Genomic DNA, 15,609 nt, shown 5'->3' on the forward strand with positions numbered 1-15,609 from the left:
TATAATCAAATCATTCTATTAATTAGTAAACGTAAAGGCTATATCCTAGGATGTAAGAAGGAATATAGCCTTTAAAGTACTGAGTGAAAAGCAATCTCCAATGTTTTAAACAGTGGAAAACTTTCTCTCTTTATATAACCACTCCAAATACTCGTAATCATCTGCCGAACGGTTCAGCATGATTGTATTGCGAAGAAGTCTTGTAACCGAATCTTCAGCATGCTTGATTTCTCCCCAGGTCCTTGCTCCACGTTGAACCTGTGCTGTTCTTGGAATGCGTTCCTGTTGATATTCGTCCAATGCTTTGGCTATATTTGATCCGTTCTCTCGGATTTTTTCCGTTAAGCAAACGGCATCTTCAAGAGCCTGACAAGCACCTTGAGCCAGATATTGCAGCATTGCATGAGCACTATCGCCCAACAGCGTCACGCGATTAGTTGACCATTTTTCCAGCGGTTCGATATCAAACAGCTTTGTAATTAATCCTCGGTCTGCAAACTTGAGTGATTCCTGAATAGTAGAACAGCTAGTAGAAAACATTTGATGGAGTTCCTCTGCTGTTCCCCAATCATCAGAGTTCTCACTAAATTTGTAGCTTTTGAATACGGCTACCTGGTTAATGACACTCTTGTGGCGCACCGGATATTGGACTAAGTGAATGCCAGGACCAATCCATGTTAATTTCTCGTCCCAATCAATATCAATCGTCATTTCTGACATTGGAACAGTAAAACGATATGCCACGTACTGAGAGACAACTGGATCTGCTTGGCTGACTAATTTACGTGTCATCGAACGGATTCCATCCGCACCGATTACCGTTTCTCCTTTCAGTACCTCTCCATTTTCACAACGTAATTCAACATAATCATCGAATTCCTTAATAGACTCCAATCGATGATTAGTTAAGAAAGAAACATTATCTAAAGATTGACAAGCCTTCAGTAAAACACTATGCAGGTCTGAACGATGAATAACGATGTATGGATACCCGAAGCTCTCACGGAATTTATCTCCAAATTGCACGGCAGATAGCTCATTACCGCTCAGTGCGTCCATGAACACATGTCGGCGTGGAAACACCGCGTTCTTATAGACTTCATCCAAGACTCCTAAAGCATCAAGCGCCCGCAAGCCATTTGGAGCTACCTGCAATCCGGCTCCCACCTCACCAAACTGTGGTGCCTGCTCAAGCACCGTTACTTTTTTTCCTAATTTAGCAATTCCTAAAGCAGCAGCTAACCCCCCTATGCCGCCGCCTACAACGATAACCTCTTTCACTTCTCCCATTACAATCACCCCATCAATTATTATGATTCTATTAATCTATTACTATTGCATCTGAACGATCGCTCTCAAAAATAGATTTGATTTCCTGATACCCGCCATTTTCTTTATACGCTTCTTCTCGCTCAAATCCAAAAGGTTCCAAAATCGGAAGATCATTCGTAGAGAACAAAAATGCCTCTTCTGTTTCAGAGGTATTCACGTGCTCATGCCATGTCCAGGCAGGCAATGCGAAGAAGTCACCCTCTTCCCAGTCAAAACGAACACCGTTCATTACCGTATACCCGCTGCCTTTGTGCACATGATAGACTGAGCTATGCACATGGCGGTGTGCTTTGCCCTTATATTGAATCGGCAGCTTCTGCATTCTGGCACCGACTCTTCCATTTGCATCTTTACCTGTGGAAGGATTGATATATTCCACCGCGAAACCATCGAATAAATCTGGATTCAATTCACTCTGCCCATCCAGCGCTTGTTTCGTTAACCCCCATGTATATCGTCCAAGCGGTGCAGCTGAAGGCTTGCGATCTGAAATTGGTCGTACCATACCACCTGCATAACGCTTTGTACCGTAATCTACAGGAAATTCAACTGGCTGCTGCTCCTCGGGATACAACTCGAAGAAGGAGCTTGTAAGCGCTGAAGTGAAAGGGATATCTAAGCAGTCCATCCATAGCACCGTTTCGCTTCCTTCATTCACATGATCGTGCCAGGTCCACTCCGGTGTAATGACATAGTCTCCTGGTTCGAAATGATATTTCACACCATTCACAATGCCGGATGCGCCATGACCTTCCATAATAAACCTCAGTGCTGATGTCATATGCCTGTGAGATGGAGCTATTTCTCCAGGATTAAGCGCTTGCACAGCAGCATACAACGTTTGTGTTGCCCCGCCCCATCCGTGTGGCTCCAAATGCTTCATCCCTGGATTAACTAAATACACGGCACGTCGGTCAATCGAACCCGTACCTACCGCAAGTAGTTCCTTGGCTTTGTCAAGCGCATCGAGAATCAGCTCCTTTTTCCATAAATATGGAACGGCTCGCGGCTTTGGCTGTGTAGAGCTGAAAACCGAAGCCCATAATGGACCCATATTCTTATCCTTCAGCTCCTGGTGGAAATCCTGCAATTCCGGTGTCCATTTTTGATTTGCTTTATGTTCCGACATCTACTTCCCCCACTTTCGTCATAACGTTTAATCACAAAGATCACTTAAACAATTTTATCGTCATGAAACACTTCTTCGTTCGAGTCATAGTAATAAAAATGCTTTTGATAGATTATGATGAGTTTGTCTAATTTCTGACTATAATAAATGGTCCTGTGACTATTTAAACCAGTAGCTGCAGCTGATTGGATCATTTCTTCTCTCAATTGATTGATCTTATGTTCCAATCTATCCATTTCTGTATATTTCTTTTGAATTTTCATAGTCACCATTCCATTCTGCTATAAATCTATAAAGCTACTAAAAATTTTCTTTTTTACACTTCATTTAGGGTTTTAGAAAATCTTATCTTTTGATTTCAAAATCGATTTCTTTTTGTCTTTATCTCTATTAGATTCCTGGCTTGTAGTCCACCTGTACAGAAAATTCGCCGATTCTTTCGATGTGGATGCGTACGGTATCTCCTTGTGTAATAGGAGCTACGCCTTCAGGTGTTCCTGTTGTAATAATATCTCCCGGAAGCAGGGTCATGACACTGGAAGCCGCCTCAAAGAACTTATAGCAATCATAAATAAGATCACTCGTGTTGGCTGATTGTCTAATTTCATCGTTCACCCACAAATTCATTTGTAATTGATTCGGGTTCTCCACTTCGTCCCCTGTCACAATCCATGGACCGATTGGTGTAAAGGTATCGAAGGATTTGCGCCATGGACGATCTTCCTTACCACGGACCGTAATGTCCATTAAAGCAAGATATCCGAATATGTACTGGGACGCATCCTCTGCTTTGACATCCTTTGCTTCCTTACCAACTACGAAAGCAATTTCCGCTTCATGATCCACTCTTCGGTCTCTGAACGGCAATAGTACCGTTTGGGCCGGTCCAATAATCGAAGAAGGCGACTTAAGGAAAAAGCCCAGACCGTCTACCGTTAACGCGGTATTCATCTCTTGTTTATGCAGAATATAATTGATAGGAGCTGCTACGATTTTACTCGGATTTGGAACAGGGGCACGAAGCGCAACATCAGAAACTTGGTATACAGGACAAGATGCTAGACCCGCCTCAATCTTTGGTTTCAAAGCTTCAAATTCTCCCATCAGCTTGATTAGGGATGCTTGCGGTTCCTCACTGTTCCATGCAGTTAATTCAGTAATATCGATCACACTGCTGCCATCGACAACACCAACAAGATTTTCGTTGAACAATGCAATTTTCATTATGATACTCCTTCCACTTGATTCCCTTATTGAATCAAATCATCTGTTTTGGTTTATAATCATTCAATTGGTTGTGTATCCTGTTAATCCAATCACTAAAGTTTGTGTATGAGTCTATTTTCAAACCTTGGTCATACAGCTCATGAGCGATGTGCTCTATACTGCTATGTTTAAGTGAAGACTGGGCATAGTGGCTCAAGCAGCTGACCCACTTCTCTCGATGCTCTGCTTCACTCAATGGCTTTTCTTTGGAGCCTGGTGCGTGTTGTACCGTTTTTTCATACACTTGCCCATTCGTTGTTTTTATTCTAATTTCTACAGCTAATCTTCGATTAAGCCGCTTGTCTTCATCAGATTCCTGCAATTCCAACACCTTGACTGCAGGCATCAGCTTCTGAATATCTGCACGGAGCACTTGATTGTCCTCAAAGCTGCTCAGTCTCACATATCCGTCGGCTATTGCTGCCAGTACGGTATATTCCGCACTGAACTTTCCTTGTAGTCCAGTTACAGGACGGGAATGAACTAATGGCAATAGACTTCTCGGCTGTGCCTGAAGCACAATTTCTTCTACATCCTCTAAGCTCAACTGATACTCATCCTTGAGATCAAGCGCTCCTTGGATAAAGCGATGCGTACCGAAGCAGCAAGGGAATTTTTTAACGGATAGTCCTTCTAGCATATCGTAGGGCTCTCCGAATACGATGGAGTCCATCGTATTTTGTAGCTCCTCCTCGTCGGCACCGCCGCTAAATGCCATGAAAAAGCCGCGCTTTCCAAAAATATCTTGATTCCCAGTAAAGCCCTGTTCAGCTAAGATGGCCGCTTGAATGCCATGAGAGGCGGATAATCCTACGTGCAGCGACTTTGTCATGGAACCGAAATTCTTCTGCAGCCCGCCTGTCATTGATGCAGCGATGGCAATGGCATGAGAGCATTGCTCTTTATTAAGATGAAGCAAATAGGAGGAAGCTGCCGCCGCTCCAATTGTGCCCAATGTATCGGTTGCATGCCAGCCGAGATTATAATGCCGGATCCCCATCACTTGCCCAATCCGGATCATGACTTCCGTGCCAATGCTGTAGGCCGTAATGACTTCCTTACCCGAGCTTTTAAGCTTCTCGGCAAGAGGTGTTATCGCAGACAGAATCGGAGCGCTAGGATGGATGACGACACCAACAGAAGCATCGTCATAATCCAGCACATGGGAAGCCGTTCCATTAATGATGGCTGCTTTATCGCAATCAGCCTTTACTTGCTCCCCCCAAAGCGAGGAGACACCAGCAAGCCCGCTTTCCTGCGGCGAGACATATACATTTTTAGCTTTTTCTACGGCAGGTTCATTCCACCCGGCTATGGCCACCCCAAGGGTATCAATGATTGCCTTCTTGGCTAATTCCACCATTTCCTCTGGAAGCTTTTCATAGGATGATTCCGTAATAAAGGTAGTAAGCCTTGACATCAAATTATTGATTTTTCCATCTTGGTTTACGCTTTTCATTAAAAGCTGCCACTCCCTCTAACCGGTCTTGTGATGTTACCAACTGGTTGTATGCAGAAATATCCAGAGCATATGCAGTTTGATAATCTGTGTCAGAACCTTTATTGATTGAGACCTTTGCTGCTCTAACGGCCATTGGAGCGGTTTCTGCTATTTTTTCCGCTAATTCCAGTGCAGTTTCCAGCGCCTTTCCTTTGGAGACGACTCGATTGACCATGCCCCATTCATATGCTAATGCCGCATCAATTTTACGGCCTGTGTAGATAAGCTCCTTTGCTCGTCGTACACCAATCGCCCTGGCTAAATTTTGCAGGCCTCCACCACCCGGAAGAATCCCTCTTAATGCTTCTGACAAGCCGAAAACAGCTGTTTCCGAAGCGATGATAAAATCAGTTGACAGTGCCAATTCACATCCACCGGCAAGGGCATAGCCTTCCACTGCAGCGATAACAGGTACCGGAAAATCCCGTGTTAACAGAACTAAGTCCTCAATAATATGATGCTGACGTTTCCAAGTGCCGTCGCTCATTCCGTTGCGTTCCTTTAAATCTCCTCCAGTACTGAACGCTCTCTCTCCTGCACCTGTAATAACAACACATCTTAAATCTTCGTTGTAGGCTTGCTCACGGAAAAGCCTTAGCCTTTCCTCGAGCATTTGAGTATTCATCGCATTCATTACTTCTGGTCTATTTAACGTAACAACCAAAATTTCGTTATTTTCACCCTTATATTCAACCTTCAACATTTCGTAGGATTCTAGCACAATACTCACAAAAGTCGCCCTCCCTTCCTAACTTCTTAATATGATCTTGGCATTTTCAATACGTGCTGACCTACATAGCTTAAAATTAAGTTTGAGGAAATTGGAGCAATCTTCATCATTCTAGCTTGCATCCACTTACGGTTGATGTGGTACTCATTTGCTGCAGCATAGCCGCCGTGCGTTTGCATACACGCTTCAGCTGCATGATAGGCAGCCTCAGAGCACAAGTACTTCGCCATATTTGCTTCTGCACCAGCCTGTAATTTGTTATCGAATCTTGTTGCTGCTTTATACATCAACGCCTCCGCAGCTTGAAGCTCCATATAGGCTTGCGCAATTGGGAACTGAATGCCTTGGTTTTGACCGATAGGGCGGTTAAATACAACACGCTCGTTTGCATACTTGACTGCCTGATCAATAAACCACTTACCGTTACCAAGCGCAGAACCGGATACAAGAATTCTTTCTGCAACCATTCCGTCCATTACGCAATAAAGTCCTCTTCCTTCTTCACCAATTAAGCATTCCTCAGGTACTTCAAGGTCGTTGAAGAACAACTGATTCGTATCCCCGCCTAGCATTGTAGAAATTTTCGTTGATTCAATCCCGTTTCCAACTTCACGGGTATCAATCAGGAACAAGCTGATGCCATGTGTTCTCTTTTCTACTTTGTCGAGCGGTGTTGTACGAGCAAGAAGCAGCATCAAATCTGTGTTGTTAAAACGGGAGATGAAGATTTTTTGACCGTTAATAATATAACGATCTCCCTTTTTCTCAGCAAAGGTTTTAATTTTAGTAGTGTCCGTACCAGCATCTGGCTCAGTAACAGCAAACGTTTGCAATCTTAAGGAACCATCTGCAATTTGCGGTAAATATTTACGCTTTTGTTCCTCACTTCCGTGTCTTAGAAGAGCACCCATTGTATACATTTGGGCATGAACTTGGTTGGAATTTCCACCAGAACGGTTAACTTCTTCTAAGATAATAGCCCCCTCAGTAAAACCTAACCCAGAACCACCGTACTCTTCCGGAATTAATGCACCTAACCAGCCTGCGTCACTCATAGCTTTTACAAATTCTGTCGGATAGGTATGTTCCTCATGGGATTGTCTCCAATAATCTAAATCAAACCGAGAACAAACTTCTCTCACTCCCGCGCGAATATCATTTTGTAGGTCAGTAAATTCAAAATCCATCTTTCGTTCCTCCATGTTCTATGATTATATTTTTCTAGTAGTTTATGATCCTTGTACCTGCATCCACGAATGCGGTCTAATACCTGAGAGTACACCGCCTTTTGACAGATGCCCAGGGAGCTCTCGTCCTACAATCTCTTCAGCCATTTTGGCGCATTCAACCAAGGATTCTAAGTTAAGTCCTGTATCAATGCCCATTTGTTCGCATAAAAATGCAACATCCTCTGTAGAAATATTCCCTGGTGCACCCTTTACTGCAGCAAAGGGACATCCTCCAAGTCCTGCAACTGCCGTATCGAATTCCCACAGGCCTTCCTGTAGCGCGGCGTAAACGTTTGCAAGTCCCAGCCCGCGTGTATCATGCAGATGTAAATGTATATTTAGTTCCGGCCATTTATCTTGTATCGCACGAACGGTTCGCTTAATCTGTTCCGGGTTGGCCCAGCCCATCGTATCAGCTAATTTAACTTTCTGAATCCGTTCTCCATAGCTTTCCGCTAAGGAAATAACCTTGCCCATAATGTCTAACAAATGATCCAAATGAATATATCCTTCAAAGTTACAGCCAAAGGAGGCCATAAATCCCATCTGTTTTACAGGAATATTTGCCTTTTGATAGGCCTCAATCCATTCTGGCAGTGTTTCGAGCATGTCACTTGTCGATTTATTCATATTCCGCTTCGAAAAGGCATCGCTAGCGGATAGAACTAGACTTCCGTCTAATGTAACATTGTTGGCTAGCGCACGCTCAAGTCCTTTCAAATTTAAATATGCCGCCCGATAGGCCACCCCTGGCACTCTATCAATCCTTGTCAGCACCATTTCTGCATCTGCCATCTGCGGTACCCATTTCGGACTGACAAAGGATGTAGCCTCAATGTTTCTAAGTCCCGCATGGCTCAATGCGTTAATCAATGCTATCTTGTCCTCCGTCGGAATCGTGTTTGCTTCCGATTGAAAGCCTTCTCTTGGCCCTACCTCATACAATTCAACGCGTTGGGGTAAATTCATCGTCTGCCTCCTAACCAATAATGCTCTTGCTCTTGAGCTGCTCCAAAACTTCTTTTGAGTAATTTAAAGAGCTAAGAATTTCATCCGTATGCTCCCCTAGCAGCGGCGGCAGTGATTGAAGGTTACCTCTTTCTTCATTGATTCGGAATGGAAGATCAACCATTCGGAAATCAGAAACTCGAAAATCTTCAACAGGTTTAATCAGTGAAAGAGCATTTATTTGTTCATCGCGGAGTACCCGATCCAATGTATTGATTGGTGAGCTTGGTACATTGTATTCCGCCATTAAGTTGACAAGTTCATCTACCTCATAGCCTAAGGTGACTTCTTCTATTAATCGATGTAGCTCTTTACGGTTTTGGACCCTTGTTGAATTGGATTCAAATCTAGGGTCCTCGACTAGCTCAGGCATTTGAAGCGCTGCACATAAATTTTTGAACAGTCGATTATTACCAGCCGCAATGATTGCCCATTGATCACCCTTCGTTTTAAAAGCCTCATAAGGTGCCGTCGTCGCCATTCCCGTTCCCATCTTCTTCGGTAGATTTCCAGAAGCCATGAACGTAGAAAGCTGTAATGTAACCCATGCAACTCCCGTTTCTAACAGACTGTTTGCTACTTTGCAGCCTTTTCCAGTTTCATTACGTTGGTGAAGGGCGCTTAGTATACCAATCAAAGACCACATACCTGTTGCCATATCCACAATCGATACGCCAACGCGTGCTGGGTCATCCCCTTCATTCCCTGTCAAACTCATAATGCCGCTGTACGCTTGTATAAGCGGGTCATAGCCTGGCTTGTTTTTCATTTTCCCTTTATCACCGAACGCACTAATTGCAGCGTATATTAAGGAAGGATTGATTTCAGATAGTGTCTCATAGCCAAGTCCGCGAGAGTCTTCACTCCCTGGCTTCAAGCTATGGATAAATATGTCTGCCTTTTCGACTAATTCATGAACAATTTTCTGTCCGTCTGGATGATTAAGATCAACGCAAAGGCTTTTCTTATTGCGATTTAACGCTAGAAATGTGGAGGATTCTCCTCCCCATAACGGCGGATGCCAATGCCTCGTATCATCTCCATGTCCCGGACGTTCAATCTTGATAACTGTTGCTCCTAAATCACCTAGCATTTGTGAACAAAACGGACCTGCCACGTTTTGCGTAATATCTACAACTGTAAGACCCGAAAGAATATTAGCCATCTGTTTTCTCCTCTCTCTTTCTCTTTATACCGGAACCTTTTTGAACTCTTCGGTTAACATTGGTACTACTTCGAATAAATCTCCGACTATTCCATAATCAGCCACTTTGAAAATAGGGGCTTCCGGATCCTTATTGATCGCTACGATAATTTTGGAATTAGACATCCCAGCCAAGTGCTGAACTGCACCGGATATGCCGCATGCAATATATAAATCAGGTGTTACGACTTTCCCTGTTTGACCAACCTGCATCGAGTAATCACAATAGCCTGCGTCACAAGCCGCACGGGATGCACCAACAGCCGCCCCCAGTACATCCGCTAGCTCTTTAATCGGGTTGAAGCCTTCTGCGCTTTTCACTCCGCGTCCACCTGAAACAATAATTTTAGCCTCTGTTAAATCAATGGTACCTGCTGTTTTTCTTACAACATCTTTAATAATAGTGCGAATATCCTTTATGTCCGCTTTATATTCAATCGTGTCTGCTGTACGCCCCGCATCCGGTTCACCTTTGGCAATATTATTCGAACGAATCGTAGCAAAAATGATTCCGTCCGTTATTTTTTTCTTTTGGAACGCTTTACCTGCATAAATTGGGCGAACAAAAACTACTTCATCCCCATTCACTTCAACATCTGTACAATCGGATACTAAGCCAAGTCCAAGACGAGCAGCTACTCTTGGTGCCAAATCACGCCCCAAAGCTGTGTGACCGAGCAGTATGGCATCCGGATTTACGTTATGAAATACCTCTGTAAACGCTTGCGAGAATGCATCCGTTGAATAAGTATTCAGTTCCTCGTTGGTAACCAGGTAGACTTGATCTGCTCCATATTGCGCCAGCTGCCCCGCATCACTGTGATCTCCCTGGCCAAATAATACCGCCGTCACTTTCCCGCCGTCCGCTATTTTTTTGGCAGCAGCAAGTGCTTCAAATGATACATTTCTCAAACCACCGTTTCGTTTTTCTGCAACAACTAACACATCTTTACTCATTGATGCCTTTCCCCCTTAATTGTTTATTATCCCGATTTGATTACACGACTTTTGCTTCAAAGCGAAGCGCTTCTATGAGCACAGAGACCTGTTCAGGAAGTTCACCTTGGAGAATTTTCCCTGCCGTTTTTTGCTGTGGTAAATATTGTTCAAGTACTTCTGTCTTCGAAGAAATCTCTTCAATGTTTAAACCTAAGTCAGTTGCAGTAAGCCGTTCGATTGGTTTTTTCTTTGCCTTCATAATTCCCGGAAGTGAAGGGTAACGCGGTTCATTTAAGCCCTGCTGTGCAGTGACCAGTACAGGCATGCTTACTTCAATGATTTCCACATCGCCTTCCACATCTTTATCCACTTTTACAACGGCTCCATCCACTTCCATATTTGTAATGGTAGAAATATGTGCGATCCCCAGCTCTTCGGCTAAGCGTGGGCCAACCTGTGCAGCTCCATCATCAACCGCCATATATCCGCCTAATATCAAATCATAGGTATCTCTTTTTGCCACAGCCGCTAATACTTTAGAAATCATATATTCATCACCGAAAACAGATTCATCATCCACGATAATTGCTTTATCAGCTCCCATCGCCAAAGCTGTACGTAATGCAGCCTCGGCGCGTGACGGGCCAATTGTCACAACCGTTACTTCTCCACCGTGTTTTTCCTTAATAGCCACTGCCTCCTCGACAGCGTATTCATCATAAGGATTGATGACGTATTTCACTCCGTCTTCACTTACTTTTCCATTGGAGAGTACAATTTTCTCTTCTGTGTCAAATGTTTGCTTAAGCAGCACCAAAATATTCATGTGAACCTCCTGAAAGTAAAATTATCATTATTCGCTTAGAAAAAAACATTTTTGAATAATCTGTATATTTAAAATTTAACACACGATCACACATATTACTAATATCTATAAAATAGTCTTCCCATATGATTTATATATGGTTTTTTCAGCAGTTTATCGATCATAAAAACTATAAATGCTGTCTCTGATTCTTAGGCTTATCGACAGGCACAGGCAAGGGGCGCGTTATATACCCAAAGGCCGTAAGAACAAGCCCACTGCCCCAAAAAATAGCGGAAACGCCAAGCAATCCGCCCAGTCCTCCAAAGATGACCGGAATAGCAAATTGGGAGACGCGATTAATCATCATCTGAACGCCTAGTACTTCTCCATGACGTTCGGGTAAGGTTCCTTCCAGAAGTGCCGCAGTGCTAAGCGGCTGTGCAAGACCTAGACCTGCTCCTAAAATACCAACCAACACAAAAAGAACGACAATCCAAGGGAAAAAAGGAGTGACAAGATAAATCATACTAGTAACGAGAAGAGACCATGTAAGAATTCTCATCCGGCCAAAAGAGCGAACGAGAGACGCTTGGGTAAATCGAATAACGAGCATGGCCAGACCGCTGAATGAGAGGAGAGCCCCTGTCATAGTAGGACTGATGCCCATATTGCCGGCAAGCAAAGGAAAGTACACAGTAAACAGCTCTCGATATGAAAAAATCAATCCTCCAATAATAATTGCATTCCTTATATCACGGTTTTGCATAAGGATCCAAATCGATTCGCTGCTCTGTAAATTTGCTTGTTGGCTTTCAACTGTTTTTTGTAAGTTCTCTTTATCTAAATTCCTCATTCCCACCTCGCTGCACAAAGCGATGGCAATGAGCAGCATATTAAAAAAGATACAGATATGATACCCGTAGTAATCATACAGAAAGGAACTCATAATGGGGCCAATCATTGCCCCAAGAGAGCCAAACAGACTGTAGTTGGCTACCACCCGATCGATGTCGCCTCCTAAGTTGCCAATTCTCTTTTGCAAGGCAAGCATTAGGCAGGTAGAAGCAACCCCAACCATAGCCAACTGGATTAAAAAAATGAAAAAGGATGGGAACATGATACTTAACAATAAGGCAATCAAATACATGATATTCCCTATGATCACCATGAGACGTGTTCCAATTTGATCTACCCATTTGCCAATCAGTAAGGCCAATAAGGCTGGAAAGATTGCAGAGCTAGCGATGATCATACTGATTTCTTGAGGGGAAAGACCTAAGGAATAGGCGTATAGAGAAACAACAGGCTTAATCCCCGTAATCGTAGTAATAAGGATCGTATTCATTAGGATAATAATGTAATAATTCAATAGATTCACCGCCAGAATATAAGTACAAGCTAAAAAAAATAGTAAATAAAAAAGGACTCCCCAAATCTGGAGAGCTTTTATTAACTAGCAATCATTATCTTTTTTTATGATAATTAATCCCATGATACTCAATAAATTCATCAAAAACCTCGATGGACTTTTCTCTTCCAATTCCACTTTGCTTGATCCCGCCGAACGGAATGTATTTTGAACCTAATGGTGTTTGTCCATGGCCATTAATGAAGGTCATTCCTGCTTCAATTTGGTTCGCAACGCTCAATGCCCGATCAAAATCCGAAGACCATATGGATGAACCTAAACCGAATTCTGAATAGTTGGCCATATGAATAACCTCTTCTTCCGTATGATATGGAATCAATGGGAGCACTGGACCAAATTGCTCACAGGTTACAATCTCCGCGTTTGGATCAACATCTCGTACGATCACTGGTTGAAGATAATATCCATTATCCCAATTTTCAGGTTCTAACTGCTTGCCTAACTTGACTAAATTGGCCCCGCTTTGCTCTAGTCTTTTGATGAGCTCACTAATCCTTTGATATTGAAGCTGGTTATTAATTGGCCCCATTGTCGCTTCTTCGTTTAATTGATGACCGATTTTATAGGAGTCAGTCAATTCACAAGCCCTTTCATAAAACTTATCATATAGATCATAAGGGACGTAAACGCGCTTAATCGCAAAGCAGAATTGACCTGTTCTTCGGAATGCGCCTTCTACAATTTTTGGAACAACTTCATTCAAATCGGCGTCGGCTAGTACAATGGCTGGATCGTTACCCCCTAGTTCAAAGTGAACCCCTTTGAGTGTGTCGGCAGCAGATTTCATGATCGCCACGGCCGTATTCCCACCGCCAGTAAAGGAAATTTTACGAACAAGATGATGAGAGGTTAAAGCACTTCCTACATCACCGCCTCCAAGAACAACATTAATGACTCCAGGAGGGAAGGCTTTCGCCATTGTTCTTAATATCGTAACTACACCCATTGAAGCAGTTGGGGACGGTTTTAATACAATTGTATTGCCCGCAAGAAGGATGGGCGTTATTTTTTGTAAGGTTAGTATTATAGGTGCATTCCAAGGAACGATACAAGCAATCACACCCATCGGTCTTTTCACTACGCTGACCCAACCGCTTTCATCCTCTATGATCCGTTGTTGAAAGGCAGAAGGCGCCAATTCTATCATATTTCTCATATCCATCAACCCTAACTTGACTTCATCAACAGTTCTGCTAAGCAGGATGCCGTTTTCTTTAGCGGTTACGCTGGCGATGGAAGACGCATTTCTCTCAATCTCTTCAGCAGATTTCAATAGGATAGACATTCTTTCATCAAGTGTAGTTTGGCGCCAGGAGTGGAAGGCTCGATGTGCAGCCTGTACTGCACGATCGATATGGGTTGCGTCACCTTTAGCGATATAGCCAACAACTTCACTTAATCTACCTGGGTCCCTCACTTCATCATAATGTTCTGTTGTCACATCTTCATTGTTAATAAACAAGTTCACCTTCAAGTACATTCACCTCGTTGTTTCCGATTCAATTCATTCTTTCCTATATTACATTTCAACATCGTCTGCCAAATTCCCACGTTTATTTTTCACTCCGCTATAGATGCTAATGGCAAATATAATGAGGGCAATGCTCATGATAACAGCTGAAATTGGCTGCGTAAAAAAGATAAGAAAACCATCAGTTGATATAGAGAGGGATTGCAGCATTGAGGTTTCTAATTGTGATCCCAATATAAAGGTTACAATCATCGCGGACATCGGAATATCCAATTTCTTTAAAATATAGCCAATAACCCCAAATATCAGCATCAGCCCGACATCCCAAAGGCTGCCATTTAGACTGTAGGTTCCAACCAAAATGACCATCAGGATAATTGGAAACAATAATTTATACGGGATCATCGCAATTTTAGCCCACATACCAACTAAAGGCATGTTCATAATTAGTAATAAAACGTTTCCAATAAACATACTAGCAATTAGGCCCCATACAAAGTCCGGATTCTTCGTAAACAGGGCTGGCCCTGGCGTTAATCCGTGCATAATGAACGCCCCTAAAATGACCGCCATGGTAGGAGAGCTTGGCAGTCCTAAGGAAAATAAAGGAATTAAGGCTGCACCGCTGTGAGCGTTATTCGCCGTTTCAGGTCCGGCTACCCCCTCGATCGCTCCCTTTCCAAAGCGAGATGGATCCTTTGCAACCTTTTTTTCTAAAATATAGGAAAAGGTTGACGCAATAATGGAGTTTGCACCAGGAATAACTCCTAGAAGCATTCCAATACCAGTTCCCCTTCCGACAGATTTAAGAGTTGGTCCCCATTCTTCCCGTTTAGGAAGAAGACCTTTGACCTTTTCTGGTTTGGTCACTTTTGCGGGATTTTCCGCATTAAGCAAGATTTCAGAAATTCCAAACAGACCCATGGCCATGACCGCAAAATCGATTCCATCCATCAGCTCTATAGAGCCAAATGTGAAACGAAATTCTCCAGTGACCATGTCTTGTCCTACCATAGCCAGCAATAAACCTAGGACAGCAGCAATTAATCCCCTGACCAACGATTTTCCCATTAATGCCACGATCATCAGCATGCCAAGCAGCATAATCGCAAAGAATTCCGGAGGACCAAATTTCAACGCAAATTTAGACAGAGCAGGACCTACAAATGTTAGCGCCGTTACAGCAACAACCCCACCGATAAACGAACCAATGGCAGACACCCCAAGGGCCGCTCCCGCACGCCCCTTCTTCGTCATTTCGTACCCGTCAATACATGTAATAACCGATGCTGCCTCACCTGGTACGTTCACTAATACAGATGTAATGGTTCCTCCATACATCGATCCGTAAAAAATTCCGGAAAGCATGATAATAGCAGAGACCGGCTCCATCCCGAAAGTAATGGGAATAAGCAAAGCAGTTCCTGATACGGGACCAAGACCAGGGAGTACGCCGATGACCATCCCAAGCATTACCCCAATAAGGCAGTAGAGAAGATTCGACCAAGTCAGTGCCGTTTCAAATCCCTGCATAAGCAAAAAGAATGAATCCATTTAACCGTC

At 43.3% G+C, this 15,609-nt stretch carries 14 protein-coding genes; all 14 read right to left on the reverse strand.

Annotation, left to right across the window (positions count from 1 at the left end; translation table 11 throughout):
* Window positions 1-105 precede the first annotated feature (105 nt).
* The 14 genes from ACHUFV_RS08960 to ACHUFV_RS09025 all read right to left on the reverse strand — a co-directional run bounded on the left by ACHUFV_RS08960 (window position 106) and on the right by ACHUFV_RS09025 (window position 15,600).
* Window positions 106-1,290 (reverse strand): FAD-dependent monooxygenase, encoded by a 1,185-nt coding sequence (locus ACHUFV_RS08960; protein ID WP_394233228.1) that lies wholly within the window; start codon window positions 1,288-1,290, stop codon window positions 106-108.
* Between the two features lie 31 nt (window positions 1,291-1,321).
* Window positions 1,322-2,461, reverse strand: a complete 1,140-nt coding sequence (locus tag ACHUFV_RS08965) for a cupin domain-containing protein (protein WP_394233229.1) — start codon at window positions 2,459-2,461, stop codon at window positions 1,322-1,324.
* Between the two features lie 44 nt (window positions 2,462-2,505).
* On the reverse strand, window positions 2,506-2,724 hold the full coding sequence (locus ACHUFV_RS08970; RefSeq protein ID WP_394233230.1) for a Spo0E family sporulation regulatory protein-aspartic acid phosphatase: 219 nt from the start codon (window positions 2,722-2,724) through the stop codon (window positions 2,506-2,508).
* 127 nt (window positions 2,725-2,851) lie between these two features.
* On the reverse strand, window positions 2,852-3,685 hold the full coding sequence (locus tag ACHUFV_RS08975; RefSeq protein ID WP_394233231.1) for a fumarylacetoacetate hydrolase family protein: 834 nt from the start codon (window positions 3,683-3,685) through the stop codon (window positions 2,852-2,854).
* Between the two features lie 34 nt (window positions 3,686-3,719).
* A complete protein-coding gene (locus ACHUFV_RS08980) occupies window positions 3,720-5,186 on the reverse strand; it encodes an MmgE/PrpD family protein (protein ID WP_394233232.1) in 1,467 nt (488 codons plus the stop codon).
* The gene (locus ACHUFV_RS08985; protein WP_394233233.1) at window positions 5,152-5,958 is read right to left on the reverse strand and encodes an enoyl-CoA hydratase/isomerase family protein; all 807 of its coding nucleotides are present in this window, start codon (window positions 5,956-5,958) and stop codon (window positions 5,152-5,154) included. Before ACHUFV_RS08985 ends, ACHUFV_RS08980 begins: the two co-directional genes overlap by 35 nt.
* Before the next feature lie 26 nt (window positions 5,959-5,984).
* Window positions 5,985-7,145 (reverse strand): acyl-CoA dehydrogenase family protein, encoded by a 1,161-nt coding sequence (locus ACHUFV_RS08990; RefSeq protein ID WP_394233234.1) that lies wholly within the window; start codon window positions 7,143-7,145, stop codon window positions 5,985-5,987.
* 42 nt (window positions 7,146-7,187) lie between these two features.
* Complete coding sequence (locus ACHUFV_RS08995; RefSeq protein ID WP_394233235.1) at window positions 7,188-8,156, reverse strand: hydroxymethylglutaryl-CoA lyase; 969 nt, start codon at window positions 8,154-8,156, stop codon at window positions 7,188-7,190.
* Between the two features lie 10 nt (window positions 8,157-8,166).
* Window positions 8,167-9,360, reverse strand: a complete 1,194-nt coding sequence (locus tag ACHUFV_RS09000; protein ID WP_394233236.1) for a CaiB/BaiF CoA transferase family protein — start codon at window positions 9,358-9,360, stop codon at window positions 8,167-8,169.
* Between the two features lie 24 nt (window positions 9,361-9,384).
* Window positions 9,385-10,356 (reverse strand): electron transfer flavoprotein subunit alpha/FixB family protein, encoded by a 972-nt coding sequence (locus tag ACHUFV_RS09005; RefSeq protein WP_394233237.1) that lies wholly within the window; start codon window positions 10,354-10,356, stop codon window positions 9,385-9,387.
* 40 nt (window positions 10,357-10,396) lie between these two features.
* Window positions 10,397-11,164 carry an electron transfer flavoprotein subunit beta/FixA family protein gene (locus ACHUFV_RS09010; protein ID WP_394233238.1) on the reverse strand — a complete coding sequence of 256 codons (768 nt, stop codon included), beginning with the start codon at window positions 11,162-11,164 and terminating at the stop codon, window positions 10,397-10,399.
* A gap of 169 nt (window positions 11,165-11,333) precedes the next feature.
* Window positions 11,334-12,515, reverse strand: a complete 1,182-nt coding sequence (locus tag ACHUFV_RS09015) for an MFS transporter (RefSeq protein WP_394233239.1) — start codon at window positions 12,513-12,515, stop codon at window positions 11,334-11,336.
* Between the two features lie 94 nt (window positions 12,516-12,609).
* The gene (locus tag ACHUFV_RS09020; protein ID WP_394233450.1) at window positions 12,610-14,043 is read right to left on the reverse strand and encodes an aldehyde dehydrogenase family protein; all 1,434 of its coding nucleotides are present in this window, start codon (window positions 14,041-14,043) and stop codon (window positions 12,610-12,612) included.
* A gap of 51 nt (window positions 14,044-14,094) precedes the next feature.
* Entirely contained in the window at window positions 14,095-15,600 is a 1,506-nt protein-coding gene (locus tag ACHUFV_RS09025) for a tripartite tricarboxylate transporter permease (RefSeq protein ID WP_394233240.1), read from the reverse strand.
* Between the last annotated feature and the right edge of the window lie 9 nt (window positions 15,601-15,609).

It is taken from the genome of Niallia oryzisoli, assembly GCF_043641075.1.
Lineage (GTDB): Bacteria > Bacillota > Bacilli > Bacillales > Cytobacillaceae > Bacillus_BD > Bacillus_BD oryzisoli_A.

What these genes read in the sequence shown, in the direction of transcription:
- ACHUFV_RS08960 (WP_394233228.1), bottom strand. Translation starts at nt 1,290, where the DNA reads ATGGGAGAAGTGAAAGAGGTTATCGTTGTAGGCGGCGGCATAGGGGGG.
- ACHUFV_RS08965 (WP_394233229.1), bottom strand. Translation starts at nt 2,461, where the DNA reads ATGTCGGAACATAAAGCAAATCAAAAATGGACACCGGAATTGCAGGAT.
- ACHUFV_RS08970 (WP_394233230.1), bottom strand. Translation starts at nt 2,724, where the DNA reads ATGAAAATTCAAAAGAAATATACAGAAATGGATAGATTGGAACATAAG.
- ACHUFV_RS08975 (WP_394233231.1), bottom strand. Translation starts at nt 3,685, where the DNA reads ATGAAAATTGCATTGTTCAACGAAAATCTTGTTGGTGTTGTCGATGGC.
- ACHUFV_RS08980 (WP_394233232.1), bottom strand. Translation starts at nt 5,186, where the DNA reads ATGAAAAGCGTAAACCAAGATGGAAAAATCAATAATTTGATGTCAAGG.
- ACHUFV_RS08990 (WP_394233234.1), bottom strand. Translation starts at nt 7,145, where the DNA reads ATGGATTTTGAATTTACTGACCTACAAAATGATATTCGCGCGGGAGTG.
- ACHUFV_RS08995 (WP_394233235.1), bottom strand. Translation starts at nt 8,156, where the DNA reads ATGAATTTACCCCAACGCGTTGAATTGTATGAGGTAGGGCCAAGAGAA.
- ACHUFV_RS09000 (WP_394233236.1), bottom strand. Translation starts at nt 9,360, where the DNA reads ATGGCTAATATTCTTTCGGGTCTTACAGTTGTAGATATTACGCAAAAC.
- ACHUFV_RS09005 (WP_394233237.1), bottom strand. Translation starts at nt 10,356, where the DNA reads ATGAGTAAAGATGTGTTAGTTGTTGCAGAAAAACGAAACGGTGGTTTG.
- ACHUFV_RS09010 (WP_394233238.1), bottom strand. Translation starts at nt 11,164, where the DNA reads ATGAATATTTTGGTGCTGCTTAAGCAAACATTTGACACAGAAGAGAAA.
- ACHUFV_RS09025 (WP_394233240.1), bottom strand. Translation starts at nt 15,600, where the DNA reads ATGGATTCATTCTTTTTGCTTATGCAGGGATTTGAAACGGCACTGACT.